This is a genomic window from Enterovibrio litoreus, assembly GCF_045679545.1.
Lineage (GTDB): Bacteria > Pseudomonadota > Gammaproteobacteria > Enterobacterales > Vibrionaceae > Enterovibrio.
The window spans coordinates 3,138,415-3,157,011 of record NZ_CP166194.1 but is presented as its reverse complement, the minus strand read 5'-3'; the positions used below and the strand labels follow the sequence as shown (position 1 = coordinate 3,157,011).

Annotated in this window: 17 protein-coding genes; all 17 read left to right on the top strand. The window is 49.2% G+C overall.

What is annotated here, in order from left to right:
- Positions 1–9 precede the first annotated feature (9 nt).
- The 17 genes from csrD (at position 10) to mreB (ending at position 18,591) form a co-directional block, all read left to right on the top strand.
- Complete coding sequence (gene csrD / locus AB8599_RS14080; protein ID WP_407331522.1) at positions 10–1,962, top strand: RNase E specificity factor CsrD; 1,953 nt, start codon at positions 10–12, stop codon at positions 1,960–1,962.
- Between the two features lie 155 nt (positions 1,963–2,117).
- Positions 2,118–3,566 carry an MSHA biogenesis protein MshI gene (locus tag AB8599_RS14075; protein ID WP_407331521.1) on the top strand — a complete coding sequence of 483 codons (1,449 nt, stop codon included), beginning with the start codon at positions 2,118–2,120 and terminating at the stop codon, positions 3,564–3,566.
- A complete protein-coding gene (pilO, locus tag AB8599_RS14070; protein WP_407331520.1) occupies positions 3,566–4,222 on the top strand; it encodes a type 4a pilus biogenesis protein PilO in 657 nt (218 codons plus the stop codon). Before AB8599_RS14075 ends, pilO begins: the two co-directional genes overlap by 1 nt.
- The gene (locus AB8599_RS14065) at positions 4,206–4,532 is read left to right on the top strand and encodes an MSHA biogenesis protein MshK (RefSeq protein WP_407331519.1); all 327 of its coding nucleotides are present in this window, start codon (positions 4,206–4,208) and stop codon (positions 4,530–4,532) included. Before pilO ends, AB8599_RS14065 begins: the two co-directional genes overlap by 17 nt.
- 5 nt (positions 4,533–4,537) lie before the next feature.
- On the top strand, positions 4,538–6,148 hold the full coding sequence (mshL, locus tag AB8599_RS14060) for a pilus (MSHA type) biogenesis protein MshL (RefSeq protein ID WP_407333231.1): 1,611 nt from the start codon (positions 4,538–4,540) through the stop codon (positions 6,146–6,148).
- A 16-nt stretch (positions 6,149–6,164) separates the two neighbouring features.
- Positions 6,165–6,998, top strand: coding sequence for an ExeA family protein (locus AB8599_RS14055; protein WP_407331518.1), 834 nt, complete (start codon positions 6,165–6,167; stop codon positions 6,996–6,998).
- 7 nt (positions 6,999–7,005) lie between these two features.
- Positions 7,006–8,163, top strand: a complete 1,158-nt coding sequence (locus tag AB8599_RS14050; RefSeq protein ID WP_407331517.1) for a tetratricopeptide repeat protein — start codon at positions 7,006–7,008, stop codon at positions 8,161–8,163.
- A complete protein-coding gene (locus tag AB8599_RS14045; protein ID WP_407331516.1) occupies positions 8,153–9,868 on the top strand; it encodes a GspE/PulE family protein in 1,716 nt (571 codons plus the stop codon). Before AB8599_RS14050 ends, AB8599_RS14045 begins: the two co-directional genes overlap by 11 nt.
- Positions 9,868–11,085: a type II secretion system F family protein gene (locus AB8599_RS14040; protein ID WP_407331515.1), complete on the top strand. Its 1,218-nt coding sequence runs from the start codon at positions 9,868–9,870 to the stop codon at positions 11,083–11,085. Before AB8599_RS14045 ends, AB8599_RS14040 begins: the two co-directional genes overlap by 1 nt.
- On the top strand, positions 11,086–11,682 hold the full coding sequence (locus AB8599_RS14035) for a hypothetical protein (RefSeq protein ID WP_407331514.1): 597 nt from the start codon (positions 11,086–11,088) through the stop codon (positions 11,680–11,682).
- A 1-nt stretch (position 11,683) separates the two neighbouring features.
- Positions 11,684–12,124: a type II secretion system protein gene (locus AB8599_RS14030; RefSeq protein WP_407331513.1), complete on the top strand. Its 441-nt coding sequence runs from the start codon at positions 11,684–11,686 to the stop codon at positions 12,122–12,124.
- A 9-nt stretch (positions 12,125–12,133) separates the two neighbouring features.
- The gene (locus AB8599_RS14025) at positions 12,134–12,598 is read left to right on the top strand and encodes a type II secretion system protein (RefSeq protein WP_407331512.1); all 465 of its coding nucleotides are present in this window, start codon (positions 12,134–12,136) and stop codon (positions 12,596–12,598) included.
- A complete protein-coding gene (locus tag AB8599_RS14020; RefSeq protein WP_407331511.1) occupies positions 12,585–13,217 on the top strand; it encodes a type II secretion system protein in 633 nt (210 codons plus the stop codon). Before AB8599_RS14025 ends, AB8599_RS14020 begins: the two co-directional genes overlap by 14 nt.
- Positions 13,217–14,002, top strand: a complete 786-nt coding sequence (locus AB8599_RS14015) for a PilW family protein (RefSeq protein WP_407331510.1) — start codon at positions 13,217–13,219, stop codon at positions 14,000–14,002. Before AB8599_RS14020 ends, AB8599_RS14015 begins: the two co-directional genes overlap by 1 nt.
- Complete coding sequence (locus AB8599_RS14010; RefSeq protein ID WP_407331509.1) at positions 13,992–14,432, top strand: MSHA biogenesis protein MshP; 441 nt, start codon at positions 13,992–13,994, stop codon at positions 14,430–14,432. The genes AB8599_RS14015 and AB8599_RS14010 overlap by 11 nt, the downstream gene beginning before the upstream one ends.
- A complete protein-coding gene (locus AB8599_RS14005) occupies positions 14,429–17,431 on the top strand; it encodes a DUF6701 domain-containing protein (RefSeq protein WP_407331508.1) in 3,003 nt (1,000 codons plus the stop codon). The genes AB8599_RS14010 and AB8599_RS14005 overlap by 4 nt, the downstream gene beginning before the upstream one ends.
- A gap of 116 nt (positions 17,432–17,547) precedes the next feature.
- A complete protein-coding gene (gene mreB / locus AB8599_RS14000) occupies positions 17,548–18,591 on the top strand; it encodes a rod shape-determining protein MreB (RefSeq protein ID WP_407331507.1) in 1,044 nt (347 codons plus the stop codon).
- Positions 18,592–18,597: the final 6 nt, after the last annotated feature.

Below are 18,597 nucleotides of genomic sequence, written 5' to 3'. Positions count from 1 at the left end.
GGATATCGAATGCGAAAAGTTGCAGGGATGAAGCTGACCAATCGTTTGGTCGTTTTTGTTACGTTAATCGTTGTTTGCGCCATGTTTGTTTTGTTTATTGGCGGTGCAGTCAGTTTTCGTAAACTGGGCACGGATTTTCTTTCCCATTATCTCGGGAAAGTGGTGGTCGAAATTGACCAAGCGATTGCAGATCCCAACTCCAATGAAAACATTGGCTTGTGGTTGCCTCAGTTATTAAAGGCGAGTGACGTTGTCGAACTGGAAATCAGCAGTAAGACAGGGATGCTCTATCGCTATGAGCAGATCCAAACGGCGGTTAAACCGCTTGAGTTGATTGAAAACCGCTATGACTTACCCAGTAACCCTGGCTTTTTTATTACGATAAAATCCGTTCCCCCCTATGCGGATTTTGCCTACTCCATTGGCGCAATGTCCTCGCTATCACTTGCCGTATTGGTCATTGTGATCGCGCTGATGTGGGGGATTAAATGGTTGCGTACGCAGTTACTTGGTGCTGAATTGCTTGAACATCGAGGGCGACTCATTTTGGCTGGGCGAGCCGAAGATGTGCAAACCGGCGATGACAGAGAGTGGCCATCGACGGCAAGCATCGCGCTGGATCAGATGATTGTTGAACTGCGCGATGCGCGACAAGAACGAAGCCGATTTGACACCTTTATTCGCAGTAATACCTTTTTGGATAAGCTTACAGGCGCGGCAAACCGTGTGATGTTTGATAACCGCCTGCAAACGCTATTGCAAGATAAAGGCGCGCAAGGCGCGGTATTGATGCTTCGAATTGGCGATTGGGATGTATTGAATCAAGATGTCGGAAAATCGGGGGCGGATGAATGGGTTAAAGAGGTGGGCAATGTGTTGTCCAATGCCATTCAACGTTTTCCTGATGCCATACTGGCGCGTTATTACGACACGGAATTTGCCATTTTGCTGACTCATCAATCTGCGAAAGATGCGCGTCTTTTTGCCAATCAACTGATGAAAGCGCTAGAGCGATTATCGCCACCAGATACCTTGGAAGAGGATAACTGGGCGCATATGGGCATGACATTTTTCAGCACAGGTGAACGACGTGGACGCCTGATGGAAGAAGCGGATATGGCCAAGCGCAGTGCGGTGCTGCAACGCAGTAACGGCTGGCATGAATTTAAAAAAGATGTGGTCGCTGACGAGGCGCGCGGCAGTGTTCGCTGGAGAACACTGTTAGGTCGAGTGTTTGAAAACGGTGGCCCTGAGCTCTATCGACAAGTGGTGCAAAATACGCAGGGAGAATTACTTCACACAGAATTGCTTGCCCGTATCAAAGACGAAAATGGTTTGGTGATTAAAGCGTCTCGTTTTTTGAATGGCATTGAATTGGTTGGAATGAACACAATGCTTGATCGCAGTGTGGTGAGTAAGACGCTACATCAATTGCGTAATGGTGATGGCCGTGAAGTCTTGTCGTTGAATATCTGCGCCGATTCTTTGCGCCAACGTGCCTTCCAGATCTGGCTTCGGGACACCTTGCTACAAACACCACGAAGCGTACTGAACCGTATGCAATTTGAAGTATCAGAAGGGCCACTGGTGAAGCACTTTGATGCTGTTCGTCCCACATTGCGAATAGTTCGTGCACTGGGGTGCCCATTGGTCGTCGATCAAGCCGGACGTTCAGTGGTAAGTACCCACTACGTTAAAGATATTCAACCCAAGTACATCAAGCTTCATCGAAGCCTGATCCGAGATATTCATCAACGCCCAGAGAACCAGCTTTACGTTCGCAGTATGCTGGGTGCTTGTGAGCCAACACCAACTGAAGTTTTGGCTGTTGGCGTCGAGTCTGAGTCTGAATGGAATGTGTTGTTACAGCTAGGCGTTCAAGGTGGACAAGGTCGCTTGTTTGGAGCGGAATTGTCTGGCAATCCGGTAACATTGAAGCGTCAACGCTGGCGCAAAAAATGACCCCGCTCGAAGATTGTTTATAAACCACTCATTAGTGTCATAAAACTGTCGAACATAGACTTATTTTTTGACGGGAAATTTGATAGAGTATGCTGTATTTCAAGATTTAATTTGCAATCATTCATTCAATAGCTTTGAGTATTTATTAGTCGTAAATGGCCGTTCCCACTCTTCTTGCGCGTTTTTCTTCATCAAGGCAGCGAAATGTTGTTAGCCTTGTTGTATCTGCCAGTCAGGTTGTTATTGGCTTTCGTGTTGATGGGAGTGCGCAAGTTGATTGCCAGCCCATCACGCAATCTGATCCTTGGACGGCTGCATTACAGCTGCTGAAGCGGCATGAGATCACCAAGTCAGATATTCATCTGGTGCTAGGGCATGGGCTCTATCAAACTTTGCTGATTGATGACCCGCAATTGTCCGATGAAGACAAACGTGCAGCGTTGCCGTTTAAGCTCAAAGATTTCATTTCTGATTCTCCGTCCGATATTGTCGCTGACGGATTTTCCTCCCCTATCGCTAACCGTTATCAAGCGTTTGTTTGTCATAAATCACCCTTAATTCAGCTCAGTCACGCACTAGAAAAACGCCAGTGCCAACTAGCCAATGTTTCATTGGAAGATGTGGTGTTACGCCAGTGGACGCAGCTGGATAAAACCGAAATGGTGCTGACCCGTGATGGTCATGGCATGCTCCAACTCGCCGTGTTTGACCAAGGCAAGTTGTGCTTTCAGCGCCAAGTTCGCGGCGTGATATTTGAAGGTCAACAGCTGCCACCATTGGCGGTTGACGATCTGGCGCTGGAAATTCAGCGCTCTCTCGATTACTTACGCTCACAGCTTAAAAGTGCGCAAGTCAGTGGCTTGGTCGTCGGTGTTCAGGGTATCGATGATACCGAGCTGGCATTCCAGCTTTCCTCAAGGCTTACCGTCGCCGTTCGTCCACAAACCTTGTTTGATTCTGGCGAACATCACCAGCACATTGCATTAGCGGCGCTGAGTCGAGAATGCTCGCCTGACATTAATCTATTTAGTGATGATCTTACGCCTCGCGGAGCCTTGCTGACGTTCGAGAAGATGTTGGTGACGTGGGGGCTGACAGGGCTTCTCATCGTGTTAGTGGCCGCTTACCAACATTGGCAATTGGCACAATCTGACAAGATGCTGAGTATTGCCACTCAGGAGCAAAGCACGGCAGAGTCGCTATCCAATCAGTTGAATGAGCAACTCATGCTTCATGTTCCTTCGTTGAATTTGGTCAATGACGTCAACCGCACTGAAGAAGCGATTGCGGCGAAACGCAAGGCACTGGAAGCCGTTCGCCAACATGATGTTGCTTTGCAGCAAGGTTATGCGTCGGTATTTCGTGCGCTGTCCGATGTGTCGCGCCGAGATATCTCAGTGTCAGACATTGCGATTAGCCAAGATGCATTGGATGTGAAAGGGTTGGCAGCCACCCCTTCGTCTGTGCCAGCGTGGCTTCAAAGCTTTCAAACCCAACCACCACTTGCCGGCCGCGTGTTTGAGCAGATGGCATTGACCCGTGATGAAAGTAATCGCTTGTCGTTTAGCTTGACCTCTAAGCGCGAGAAAGGGGAAGCGTTGTGATGAATCCATTGATTGAACGCATCAAGCAGGGCTTCGACGGTCTCTCTGGCCGTGAACAATGGCTGATTGCATTGGCGGGTTGGGGCGCAATTATCGCCATGGGTACACTGTTATTTCTTGAGCCCATGACCAAGACGCTGACTCAGATCGGCCATCAAATCACGCAGCAGCAGCAAAGCACTCAAGATTTACTGACACTGAACCGGCTTAAACAAGAAAAACTGAGCGTTTCACCAAGCGTCGAGCTTGAACAAAAGCTTGCTCAATTGTCACAACAGCTTGTTGATTTAGACCAGCGCATGGCAGACAAAGTGGAAGGCTTAGTCAATGCCGATCAAATGGCGTCTTTGATGGAAAGTGTGCTCAATCAATCGGATCGTCTCACGCTCCTTTCAATGGCGTCACGGCCTGCCGAGCAACTGACACACATCGAAGATGCCGGTTATTTTATTCACCCAATCGAAATGACGCTTAAAGGGCGCTATTTCGACATTGTGGAATACCTGACAGCGCTGGAAAACCTACCGGTGAAATACTACTGGAAGGGGATCAATTATCGCGTCACTGAGTACCCTTGGGCTGAAGTGACAGTGCAGGTTTATACCTTGGGCGAAAGCGCCGTGTTTATTGGAGGTGCGAGTGAAAGTGCTGAATAAACTGGCCGTGTTATTTGCCATGAGTATGATGCCGTTTTTGGTGTTTGCGGATAACGATCCGACCGCGCCATTAGGCTATCAAGCGCCGAGTCAGGCGAAGAAAGCTACCACGCAACGTTTACCGAACTTAAACGCCATTTTGTGTAGCAGTGACAACCGCTGTTCGGCAGTGATGAATGGGCGCAGCCTAACCGCAGGGCAATCCATTAATGGGTATGTTATTAGCGCGATCAATGACAGCAGTGTGACGTTGAAACGTGGCGAGCGTCGCTGGTCACTGACAGTATTTAACGAGCAGGTAGTACAGTGAGCAAAATGAATCTATTGAGCAAGCGAGTGATAATCTGTTTCGCAGGCTTGCTGTTATCAGCGTGTCAAAGTGTCGGCCACCAGAAGCCGACGGAAGTGCAAGAAGCGCTGAACCAAGCGTATGCGCAAAACAGTGGTCAGCCGCTGAATGAGTTACCTGATGCGGTTTCTCAAGATCTCATGGGCGATTTTTCTGATCGTTCCGGCAGCGGTGAATTGTCGGAAAACCGTCTGCGTATTAATGCCAATCATGTTGATGCAAAAGCTTTTTTTGGCAGCTTAATACAGGGCACAGATTACAACTTAGTGATGCATCCGGATGTGAGCGGGAAAGTCACCGTATCGCTCAAAGACGTGACGGTTCCAGAGGCGCTGGACGTGGTGTCTGATATCTATGGCTACAACGTCGAGATGCACGGGCGCCTGATCCAAATTTTCCCCGCTATTTTGCGCACTGAAACTTTTCCGGTTGATTACCTGCAATTGCAACGCTCGGGTGTATCGCTGACATCGATTAGCACTGGGGCTATTTCTACCGATTCAACGTCAAGTAGTGGCGACAGCGAAAGCACGGAACGTTCATCGGTATCGACCGGTGGCACTGTGATTGAAACGCGCGCAGAAAGTAATTTCTGGGTGCAACTTGAACGTGCAGTCAGTGCCATGATTGGCCCGGGTGAAGGTCGAAGCATTGTGGTGTCACCGCAGGCGAGCCTTATCACGGTCAAAGCGTTTCCGAATGAACTGCGTGAAGTGAAGCGCTTCCTTGAAGTGTCACAAAAACGCTTAAAGCGTCAGGTGATCCTCGAAGCTAAAATCCTCGAAGTGACCCTCAGTGACGGTTATCAGCAAGGTGTTAGTTGGAGCAATATTGGCAAGGCCATTGGAAATAGCGGGGTGAATATCAGTCGTCCAGTAACAGATCTCGCTGGCGATTTGATTTCCAACGCCATTGGCGGGCAGACCAATGTCACCATCACCGATGGGCATTTTGATGCGGTACTGAGCTTTCTTGATACGCAGGGCGACGTGAACGTGCTCTCTAGCCCTCGCGTGACGGCGGCTAATAACCAAAAGGCCGTGATCAAAGTCGGTGGCGATGAATATTTCGTGACGGATATTTCCTCTAGCGATTCCTCAGGTGACAACTCAGACTCTGGGCCTAATATCGAACTCACGCCGTTCTTCTCGGGTATTTCGCTCGATGTGACGCCGCAAATTGATGACGATAACGGTGTCCTGCTGCATGTCCATCCTGCCGTGATTGATGTGATCACGGAAGAGAAAACGATTCAGCTAGGCAGCTCCTCTGTGCCGTATGTGTTGCCATTGGCGAAAACCTCGATCCGCGAATCAGATTCGATTATTCATGCCCGCTCGGGGGATGTCGTGGTGATCGGTGGCTTGATGAAGTCGAGCTACGAAGAGGCGGTGTCGAAGGTACCTTTGTTGGGCGATATTCCCGGTCTTGGTCACTTGTTCCGTAACGTGAATCGCATGAAGCAAAAAACCGAATTGGTGATTTTGCTGCAGCCGTCGGTAGTGGGCGAGCAGACATGGCAAGAAGAAATTCAGCGTTCACGCGATCTGCTGAACGACTGGTTTCCTGAAAACTAATCGTCACTGAACGCAGATGTATTTAGCGCACTTTGGCCTCAATGCCGCTCCTTTTAGCCTGACCCCAGATACTCGGTGCTTTTTTGGTGTCCGCTCACATGTGGATGCCATCAATACCTGTATGTCTGCAATGGAAATGGGCGAAGGACTGGTGAAAGTCACTGGAGAGGTTGGCACGGGAAAAACCATGGTGTGCCGTCTGCTGGTTAAAGCTTTGACCGATGCATTCACATTGGTTTTTTTGCCCAATCCCGCCAACACGGTGGCAAGCTTACATCGCATGATTGCCGATGAACTTGGCGTTGATGGGGCATTGTCACACGACAAATTACTGGGGGCGATTCAGCGCGCGGCTATTGAATCTGCACGCCAAGAAAAGCCTGTCGTGATCTTGTGCGATGAAGCGCAGACCTTGCCCGATGACGTACTAGAAGCCATTAGGTTGCTGGGTAACCTAGAAACCGAGCAACAAAAACTGATTCAATTGATCATGCTGGGTCAGCCCGAGCTTGATGAGAGATTGTCTCAGCACAACATGCGCCAACTGTTGCAACGCATTAGCTTCAGTGCCCGTTTAGCGCCGTTGACGTTTGCCGAAGCTTCGGCATATATCGATCACCGCATTCGCGAGCAAGGCGCTTCAACGCGTTTGTTCAGTGTGTGGGCCAAGCGACGTATTTGGGTTGCCAGTCATGGCATTCCCCGTTTAATGCACCAGCTTTGCCATAAAGCGCTGTTGCTGAGTTTCGGTAAAGGACAGAAAAAGGTATCAAGCCGCGCTGTCCGATTAGCCATTAAAGATACGCCACTTGCCAAGCAGCACACCATGCTGCAAGCGATGTGGGGGTAGGAATCACATGAGTGAATTGAACCGCATGCTGAGCGATCTGACATCGCCAGATAACAACGCCAATCGTGTCGCCGCGGCAACCATTCCTTCAACGTGGGGATTTCGTTTCGCTCGTGTTGTGTTGGCGCTAGTGGCCACCTTGGTGTGCGCGACGGGTATTGCGTGGGCGGTATCTAGTGGTGACCATCATGCTGCCGTTTCTCCTGAAGTTTCAGTGCCATCTCAAGTTCTGGTGCTAGCACCTCAAGAAACTGCAACGCCTGCGATTGCCGCTCCGTCACCGACGCAAAAAGTGTCGACGCGTGATAGAAACTTTGTGCATGTAAATGCGGTGGAAGAGCGCGTTCGCGTCACACCAACATCGACACCAACCCCAACCCCCGTTGCTGATGTGCTTGAGCCAGTCTTGGTCGCGCAAGTCCAGTCGCCGAAAGCTGATGCTTTGCCAATCAAAGCGACACCTGCAAAGGCTGCGGTAATTCCAAAATTGGTTGCTGAGCCAACGGTGTTAGAGGTTGCACCTGAATCCTCTTTGTCGGTAGAAACCATCGCATTGAGCGGCGAGCAACTGGCGGATATCGCCTACGACAAAGCGCAAAAACGCGCACAAGTGGGTGATACCCAAAAAGCCATTGCCTACTTGCGCGATGCCGTGAAATACGATGCGAATCATATCGCTGCGACCAATCAATTGGCGGGTTTGCTTTATGGCCGTAATAAGCTGCGTGATGCGGAATCGGTATTGCGAAAAGGCATCAGCACGAACCCATCGTCGGCGTCACTGAAACTGACACTGGCGCGTATGTATCAACAAAGTCAGCGTGAAGAATCTGCGCTGAATGTGCTGATGGCACCAGTGGATGGACTCGATGGCGAACACGTTCGCTATGTGTCTTTGCGCGCGGCATTGGCACAGAAGCTAGCGAAACATGATGTCGCCAAACAAAGCTATCAATGGTTGGCTGAGCGCGAACCTGCTGATGGTCGCTGGTGGTTAGGTTTAGCCATTTCAGCCGAGCGCGAAAAAGACGATGACGATGCGAAGCGCGGTTACGCAAAAGCGATAACGGCAGGTGGCCTCAGCAATGAGTCGGTGCAATTTGCTCGTCAGCGCTTGGCTTATCTCAATAGTCAGCTTGCAAAAGGAGCCGAAAATGACCGTTAAACTGCGAAAGCGTCTCGGTGATTTGCTGGTTGAAGATCACATCATTACTGATGAGAATCTGAACGCTGCGCTGAACCGTCAATCTCAAACTGGCAACAAGCTCGGTGATACCTTGATTGAGATGGGTATTCTTTCTGAAAGCCAGATGCTGGACTTTTTGGCGCGTCAGTTAGGTGTTCCGCTGATCGATCTCAGTCTGACGCAGGTTGATCCAAGTGCGGTGACCTTAATACCTGAAGTGCATGCTCGCCGTTTGCGAGCATTGGTGATTGGCCGTATTGGAAACACAGTGCGCGTGGTGATGTCTGATCCTGCCGATCTCGCGTCGCAGGAAAGCGTACTTAACCTGCTCAATCAATACCAAGTAGAGCTATTGATCGCAGCCGAACAATCATTGATCGACGCGTTTGATCGCTACTATCGCCGCACCAGCGATATCGCCTCATTTGCTGAGCGTTTGCAAGCCGAACACGGCGTGAAGCTTGAGCAAAACTTTGGCGCGGAAGACGATCAGTCGGAAGAAGTCACCGTTGTTAAGCTGATTAATTCTTTGTTTGAAGACGCTGTTCAGGTCAACGCCTCAGATATTCATATCGAACCTGACGCCGACATGCTGCGTATTCGCCAGCGTATCGACGGCGTGCTGCATGAAACCTTATTGAAAGAGCGTGCCATTGCTTCCGCATTGGTACTGCGCTTGAAGCTCATGAGCGGCATGGATATTTCGGAAAAGCGTTTGCCGCAAGATGGGCGCTTTAACCTCACCGTGCGTGGCAACGCCATTGACGTGCGTGTGTCTACGCTGCCCGTGCAATACGGTGAGTCGGTGGTAATGCGTTTGCTAAACCAATCGGCAGGCGTATTGCAACTGGAAGACGTCGGCATGGACGCACACATGCTGCAACGTTTTCGCAATCAATTGCGTCGTCCACACGGCATGATCTTGGTCACGGGGCCAACAGGTTCTGGTAAAACCACCACCCTGTATGGCGCATTGAATGAACTCAACGTGCCGGGCAAGAAAATACTGACCGCTGAAGATCCGGTGGAATACCGTCTGCCGCGTATCAACCAAGTTCAGATCGCGAACAAAATTGGCCTGACATTTTCGTCAGCGCTGCGCACCTTCTTGCGCCAAGATCCCGATATCATTTTGGTCGGTGAAATGCGCGATCTCGAAACCGTCGAAATCGGCCTTCGCGCCGCTCTGACAGGACACTTGGTCTTGTCGACATTGCACACCAACAATGCCATCGACAGTGCGTTGCGTCTTTTGGATATGGAAGCGCCGGGTTATCTGGTGGCGAGTGCAGTACGTACCGTATTGGCGCAGCGTTTGATCCGCCGTATCTGCCCCGATTGCAAAGTTCCCCATGCGACAGAAGACATGGAGAAGATGTGGCTGAGCGTGACGCAACACGAGATGGTCAATCAGGGGTTTTATAAAGGCCGCGGTTGCCAAAGCTGTAACTTCACGGGATACAAAGGCCGAATCGGTGTGTTCGAACTGCTGGAAATTACGCCTGATTTGATGGATGCCTTACGCGCCAATGATACTCAAACTTTTGCCATGCTCGCTGAGCAGCAGCCGGGCTACAAACCGCTGGTGCACTGTGCGCTAGAGTTCGCTAAGCAAGGACAAACCTCGCTGGAAGAAGCCATGAAGCTTTCTGAGGCTGCGGCCTTGTCGATGGCGAGTGCGTAATGGCGCGTTTTCGCTACACGGCACGTAACGCCAAAGGCAAGCGCATCACTGCGGTTGTTGACGCGGCGAGCGAGCGAGAAGCGATCGCATCAGTAGGCGATTTGGGCATGGTATTGCTCTCGCTTGAGCCGACGAAAGCAAGTGTGAAAAAAGCTTCGACGCCGCTGTTTCAGCGCAAAGTGAAACTCGAATCACTGGTGGTGTTTTGTCGCCAAATGTACAGCCTGACCAAAGCGGGCGTACCTTTGCTCCGTGCTATTAAAGGCTTGTCGCAAAGCACCACGGATAAGTCGCTCAAAGAGGCGTTAGATAGCGTCGGCAGCGAGCTTTCCAATGGTCGCTCTATGTCATCGGCAATGCGCGATCACAGCAATGTATTCAGCGATCTGTTCGTGTCTTTGATCCAAGTGGGTGAGAACACGGGTCGCCTTGATGATGCCATGTTGCAGCTGGCGGAATATTACGAGCAAGAAATGGAAACTCGTCGCCGCATTAAATCGGCGCTGCGTTATCCCACCTTTGTATTGATCGTGATCGTCGCGGCGATGGCGTTTTTGAACGTGAAAGTCGTGCCGCAGTTTGCGGGTATGTTTGCCAAGTTTGGTTCGGATTTGCCACTGCCGACCAAGATATTGATGGCCACATCGAGCTTCTTTGTCGATTTCTGGTGGTTGATTGTGTTCTCCACCGTTTGTCTGACCATGGGGTGGCACGTCTGGAAACAAACTGACAAGGGTCGGGTGCAGTGGGACAAATTTAAACTTCGTATTCCCTTGGTTGGCCCCTTGGTGAACCGCGCTTTGATGTCGCGTTTCTCACGCACTTTTGCCTTGATGCTACGCGCAGGTGTGCCGCTTAACACGGCCTTGCAGATGTCAGGTGAAGCGTTGGATAACCACTACCTCGCGGTGGAAGTGGACAAAATGAAGGCGGCGATCGAATCGGGTATTAACCTGAGCTCCGTCACCGCAGACAGCAAGTTGTTTACGCCGCTGGTGCACCAGATGATCCAAGTCGGTGAAGAAACGGGCCAGATAGATAACCTGCTGTTGGAAGCGAGCGACTTTTACGACCGCGAAGTGGATTACGACCTGAAAACACTGTCAGCGCGCATGGAGCCTATTTTGCTGATGATCGTGGCGGGCATGGTGTTGATCCTCGCATTGGGTATTTTCTTGCCGATGTGGAACATGCTTGATCTGATCCGCGGCGGATAAATGGGATTTCTAAGCTGGGATCGCACCCCGACAGAGTGGGGGATTGTCACGTTAATCATCGGCGTTCTGGCATTGGCAACTCTCCCTGTCATCGATCGGGTGATGCTGTTTGCTGATGAAGTCGAGTTTCGTTATCTGGCGAATGCCTTCGAAGGTTCAGCCAGAAACGTACAAATGCGATCTGCATTAAAAACAGAGAATAAACAAAGCGATATCGTTGCTGTTGATAATGTCAGTTTCAGATTATCGCCAAGCCAACATGCACAAGCGGGCTTTCCTTTTGCACTGGTGCAAGGCGCAACCACCTTGATGGCGATGTCATCAAAAGATTGTGGTGAGCTTTTGGCAAACTTTACCGACCAATCCTATTGGTTAGAGACAGATACACGGCCGGGGGCACTAAAACGCCCTCAGCCAAAAGTTCGCGCAGTAGTGAAGCAAGATAGCGACAACTTGCAGCCCTATTGTCGATTTGAAAGACCGGTTCGCACCGGGTTTTGGAGTGATGGTGAGCCCGACTTTTTGGATCACCATGTTTTTACTTACTACCCGGTGACTGGCCGCGTAGAGGTTTTGAGAGAAAATCAGGAGCAATAAAATGAAACGTCAAGGTGGTTTTACACTGATCGAAATGATCGTGGTGATTGTAATTTTGGGTATTTTGGCGGTAACGGCTGCGCCTAAGTTCCTCAGCTTTGAAGATGAGGCGCGAGAAGCCACATTGAAGGGGCTTAAAGGCGCAATGGATTCTGCAGCAAGTTTGGTATACGCACAGGCATCTATTAAAGGTGCAGCTAATACGGGCGTTGACATGACTGATAAATACCCTGAAGCATCGGTGGATGGTATTGGCAAAGCCATTGTAATTAGCGATCAGGACTTCGTTGTTCATGCTGATTCTACTGCTACCAATGTTATCAAATATACGCACAAAGCTAATGGTGGTACTAATTGTGCGATGTATAAGATGGCTACGGGTGACGATGCGCCAACTACTTGGGTTGGTGCATGTACAGAAACAGCACCACCGTCGGCGTAACAATTAAATATGTCTAGAGGCTTCACCCTAATCGAGCTGATCACCGTTTTAGTGATCCTCGGTATTATTAGTGTGTTTGCCGTACCGCGCCTGTCGGGATCTGAAGCCTTTTCAGTGATCGGGGCGCGGGATGCGGGCTTGTCTGTCGCTAGGCAAGTCCAGCTCAGGGCAATGCAGCAGGAAGATCCTTCTGATAGCTGCCATGCCCTGAATGTTGCTGCCTCCCGCATGGGGGGCAGTGCTGCTTCTAGCTGTGGTTTCAAAACCGATCGCAGTGATGTGGTGGATTTATCGGATTCATCCGTTCGCATCGCACCACAACAAACGATTCGTTTTGATTTGTTGGGGCGACCTGTCGCCGCCAATAACAATCGAATGTGCATCGCGTCTGAATGCAAGATCACCTTCTCGCAAGGTTCTAGCTCTGCGAGTATCTGTTTAAACAGCGAAGGTTATTTCTATGCCTGCAGCTGAAAAAAAAACACAAGCTTCAACCCCAATTTCTCGCCATCAGCGTGGCTATATGCTGGTGGAGCTGATTATTGGCATCGTCGTATTTGGTGTTGCCTTGGTGCTGATCAGCACGACGTTATTTCCGATGTTTGCAAAATCGGCCAACCCGCATTTTGAAGCCCGCGCCGCTGCGCTTGGGCAAGCGGTGATGAACCAAGTATTAGCGCGACAATTTGACCGCAACTCTGATCCCAATGGCAGCCGTTGGCGCTGCGATGAAGATGTCGAAGCGCTCCTCGCGCAAGGTATTATTTCCCCGAACCCTGTGCCGGTATGCACGCCGACACCGACACCGCCACCGCTCTCAGCGAAAGAAGGTTTTATTGCCACAGAAGATTACATTGGCTGTTGGGGAGACCTCGGTTCCTGTCCACGAACACATCGCGGCGCGCTAGATACATTGATTGGCGGCACAGCCGATGATTACCGAGGTTTCACGGTAGATATTAACGTGGTGTATGACAACAGCACGTTTGATGATTCGACAGGTAACAGCAAACTCTATAAACGCATTGATTTGTATGTCGATACCGGACAATTTGGCCGTTTTGATTTCACGGCGTATCGGAGTAATTTCTGATGTCTGGTTTGCGATTATCACGACAATGCGCATTAGCATCAAGGCGCGTAAACCAAGGCTTCACGCTGGTTGAGCTTATCGTCACTATGACGATTTTGGCGATTGTGTCTGTGGGCATCTTTGGCTTTATTGAATCCAGTGCCACGGGTTACGTGGAATCCCGTGACCGTGAAGCGCTGCAATCCCAAGCGCGTTTTTCCGTTGAGCGGTTAGGGCGAGAACTTCGCCATGCAGTGCCAAACAGCATGACGGTGTGGGATGGCGGTTCGTGTTTAACCTACACGCCTATTCGCTACTCAGCTGTTTACAATCATCGAGAAGAAAACGTAAACACGTTAGATGTCGCGCTTTCTACAGAGCAAACCAATTGGCAAGACGCAGTTAAAGGCGGTGATCATCGCTTGGTATTTCTGCCAATGATGCCGTCTGATCTTGTCGGTGGAGCGGTAAACAGTTTTGCGATTACTGATGCGTCGGGAAACACCCTGACGCTTGATAAACTTCCCGCTGCTGAATGGCCAGCAGCGTCGCCATCTCAGCGTGTTTACCTTTATAGCCATTCAGTGACGTTGTGTTTTGATAATGGCGAGCTTCGTCGACGTGTGAATAATGGCGGGAGGCCAAAAGACGTCACGTTGGCACAAAATATCGAGACCGGTAGTCGTTTCAATCTGTCTGGTGAATCACTCTCAAGCGGTAACCTGATCAACATTTACTATCGCTTCAATCAATCCGGTGAAACTTCTGTCTACAACCAACAAGTGCAGGTTCTCAATGCGCCTTAGTTCTTTGTCTTCTTTACAACGCCAACAGGGCAGCATGTTGATTGTCGCTGTATTCGCGATTACCGCATTGGCTGCGCTCGGTGCGGCCTTGATGCAAATCACTTGGTCACAAAGCGACACCACCACCCGAGAATTGCTGGGTACGCGCGCATGGTTGGCTGCAAATAGCGGAACTGAAATGGCGATGGCAAGGTTGTTTCCATTAGCAAAAGATTCAGAAAACCTCCCAGAAGCTAGCTGCAGTGCGACAGCAATAACGACAAACTTTAGTTCCGCAGGCCTGACGGGTTGCTCTGTCTCTGTCACCTGTAACACTGTTGGCGTCGCGCCTTTGGCACAATATCGTATTGAGAGCAAAGGCGAGTGCGGAAGCGGGCATTTGAAAGTGGTGCGTGTGCAAGAGAGTTGGGCGAGGGGGGGGGATTTATGATTATCCGTATGTTTTTGGCATATGCATTTATATTTTCTGTTGTTGTAGGAGCGGAAGAAAATATTTGCACACTTTTCCCAAATGTTGCTCAGTCCTTTTCTAGTTCAGGGCAATTGGTAATGTACGGGACTTCGTTAATTAGACAGGATTTAGATGCAGAGTTTGGGCTCGGTTTTTCCATCGTAGACTGGCAAACACACAGCAATTCATGCAGTAACGATGGGGTCAATAAATTCAAGTGCTATCAAGATTTATCTAATAAGGTAGACAAGCCAGAAGATATTGTACTTTACCATGAAAATGGAGATTTAGATGTTTACCATAGAACGCTTACATTAGGAGTTGATGGGCGGTGTGCTTCATCGAACGCTGAACAATGTAGTTATAAAGATCTTACGTTTGAAAGTGGAACACTTAATCTAAAGTCAGGAACGTATTGGTTTAACAACATATCATTCAATGGCGTCTCAAAGCTTAATATTGATGGTAGTGTGAAAATGTATGCTAACTCCATTAACCTGAATGAGGATTCATTGATAAATAATTCTGGTAGTCCAGATGATTTTATATTGAAGGTTAAAGGAAATAGTAGTTTTACAGGAAGTTCAAAGTTTAATGCTTTGATTTATGGCGAAGGTGGAATTACGCTTTCAAACAATGTTGTAGTACAAGGGGCTATGACTGTTAAAAATCTTGAACTTACTGGTAATGCAAAGCTGGTTGGTGATAGTGCTTGTTTCAGTGATGTTAAGTATGACTTAAATATTTCTCCCACAACAGCCTCTGCCAGCGGTTGTGACCGTATCCCTCTGACCTTCTCTGTACAAGATGCAAATGGCGTCACTCAAACTCATATATCTGGGAAGTTGGAAGTTGATGTGGTGTCAACAAATGGACACGCTTGTTGGGCTGTGTCTGGAGAGCCTAATGCTCGATGTATGCCAAAATCTCTTCGTAATATTTCAGTCATCGGCGGGCAATCAAAGCTTTGGTTAGGGGGGATTGGTGACGATATTCATATCAAAGGAAACTTTACGCCTGATGATAGTGGAATATCCAAGCTAGACAGCGTCGCCGGTCCGTATGATTTTGCTCCGTTGGGTTTTCGCGTTCGCGGTGGCGGGCCAGTGAAAATGGTTGCTGGAAAGCCAGAGACTATCATTTTTGAAGCGGTAAAAGCGGTGGGGAATGGGCAAATCTGCAAGGTGGATAATAAATACGAAGGATTAAAGCCACTTGTCTTTAGCAATCATCATGTCAGTCCATCAGTTGGTACTCGTAATCCATATATTGATAGCTCAGAAATTACCACAAGCACACCGCTTGACCTCGTATTTAATAGTGAAGGATACACCGAATTTAAATTAACATACTTGGATGCAGGCAAGCTTAGTATTGATGTGGCTGAAAGAGTGTTGGATACAGCTAAAGCAAGTGATTCTCAACAGGAATCTGAACATACCACAGTGCAGAATCATCAACTAAAAAGAGATGGTCAAATACTTGTAGATTCACGCCCATACACGTTCGCGATTTGTGACGTAAAAGCCCAAGACAAAGGAAAGTCCAATGCTGGTGATGCATTTACTTATGCGGGTGCCCCTTTTTCTGCGAATTTAAAGCCAGTCATTTGGCAGACGGGAGACAAAACAGATTCGTCCTTGATTGATCTTTCGGCAAAAGATTATTGTGCGCGCCAATCTACTCCGAGTTTTTGGCATCCTGATGCGCCTGACGCCAGAGTTACGATTAATAATACGGCGCAAGTTGTGACGCCCACTGGTGGTGCGTCAGCGTCAGTGAGCGGGGCGACAAATCAAAACCACACCGAGGCGATCAACGGCAGGTATGAATATCCATCCTTATCGTTGAATAATGTTGGCACGTTCAAACTGCGTTCTCGTGTTGTTGATAGCTACCTTGGGATGACGGTCAATCGAGCTGACTTACCTGTTGGGCGTTTTTATCCATCTCATTTTATGGTTACGCCAGAGTTTGAATCTGGGGTATCTCGCAGCCACGATAGTTTGCATCAAGGGTTTACCTACCTTGGCCAACCGTTTTCTGGTGTTTACGTTATTACTGCGGCGACCACCTTTGATACCCCTGTCAGCAACTATCATTTGCGAAGTGATAAAGCAGTATTTGACGGCTGGGTGATAGATCCTGTGAGTGGCTACCCGTATGCCGGGACGGATTTAACCACGCGTTGGGCATTTACACCCGATCCCTCGGTGGGGCAGCAAGGGCAATGGAAGGCGGGGGAGAATGGTGAGAGTGAGTGGGTCATTGATGGACAAATGTCGATTGTTAAAGACGCTGTACCCGAAAGTCCTTTTACCCCTCTTAGATTTGCCGTAGGGGCTATCTCGTTCGATCAAGATAATACCGACTTTGTGTATTGTGCAGATGCCTCTAAAAGTGAGTGTGAAATGCGGGTTATTAAGCCACAGGGGAGCGGCAACCCTTCGTTAAGTGGTGTTCAAATCGCAACGGATGATTTCTATTTCGGCCGCATGAGAATCGAAGGATTTAGTGATACTAAGACGCCGTTCAGTGAACAAACCCTGCCTGTTGCAGTCGAAGTCTTTAACGGCACGCACTTTGTTACCAATACACGAGACAACGCGACAATTGTTTCGACGGAAATTGGTAAGAAAGACGTGTTGTTCAGTGATAACGCCGCTTTACAGGCTAAGATAGAGCTGCGTGACGATGCAAAAAACGTCGTGGCTACAAAAAGCGTTAAAGAGGGCCGTGCCGATTTTCACGTGATCGCACCCGACCAAAGTTCAGGATTAAACCGCGAGCAGTTCCGTTACTGGCAGCAACTTGATAAGGCTGTTAATGGTGTGGTGCCGCAAACTTGGTTGCAGCACAATTGGCAAGGGACCCAGTTTGATGACGATCCTTCTGGAATCGGAATTTTTGGTTTTTACCGAGGAAGTGATCGAGTTATCTATAAAGGTGAAAAAAACATCACTTTGACAGAGGAATGAAAAAAAAGACTGATCTCATTCAGGTTTGTAGATCATCACCTTGCCGCGCCCCGTCTGCGTTGGTACATTTAGCGCAATTTGAAGAATTTTAACGCTTGCAGGATTAACCGAAGATTATGTTTAAGAAACTTCGTGGTATGTTCTCCAACGATCTGTCTATCGATCTGGGAACCGCTAACACCCTTATCTATGTTAAAGGACAAGGAATTGTTCTTGATGAACCTTCCGTTGTCGCGATCCGCCAAGATCGTGCAGGCTCACCAAAAAGCGTTGCGGCAGTCGGTCATGAAGCAAAACAAATGCTGGGCCGTACGCCAGGAAACATCGCAGCCATTCGTCCAATGAAAGACGGCGTTATCGCTGACTTCTACGTGACTGAGAAAATGCTGCAGCACTTCATTAAAACCGTGCATGACAACAGCTTCATGCGCCCAAGCCCTCGCGTGCTGGTTGCAGTTCCTTGTGGTTCTACACAAGTTGAGCGTCGTGCGATTCGTGAATCTGCTTTAGGTGCTGGTGCACGTGAAGTGTATTTGATTGATGAGCCAATGGCGGCAGCAATCGGTGCAGGTTTACCTGTATCAGAAGCAACCGGTTCTATGGTGGTCGATATCGGTGGCGGTACAACTGAAGTCGCCGTTATCTCACTGAACGGTGTGGTTTACTCTTCGTCTGTTCGTATTGGTGGTGACCGTTTTGATGAGTCCATCATCAACTATGTGCGTCGTAACTACGGCAGCTTGATTGGTGAAGCGACGGCAGAGCGCATCAAACACGAAATCGGCTCTGCTTACCCGGGTGACGAAGTGCTTGAAATTGAAGTGCGTGGCCGTAACCTTGCAGAAGGTGTGCCGCGTAGCTTTACCCTAAACTCAAACGAAATTCTGGAAGCGCTGCAAGAGCCGCTATCCGGTATCGTTTCAGCTGTGATGGTAGCCCTTGAGCAGTGTCCACCAGAGCTAGCGTCAGATATTTCTGAGCGCGGCATGGTATTGACGGGCGGCGGTGCATTGCTGCGCGATCTGGATCGTTTGCTAACAGAAGAAACCGGTATTCCTGTGGTTGTCGCTGAAGATCCCCTGACTTGTGTTGCGCGTGGCGGTGGTAAAGCACTGGAAATGATCGACATGCATGGCGGCGATCTGTTCAGCGAAGATTAATACTCT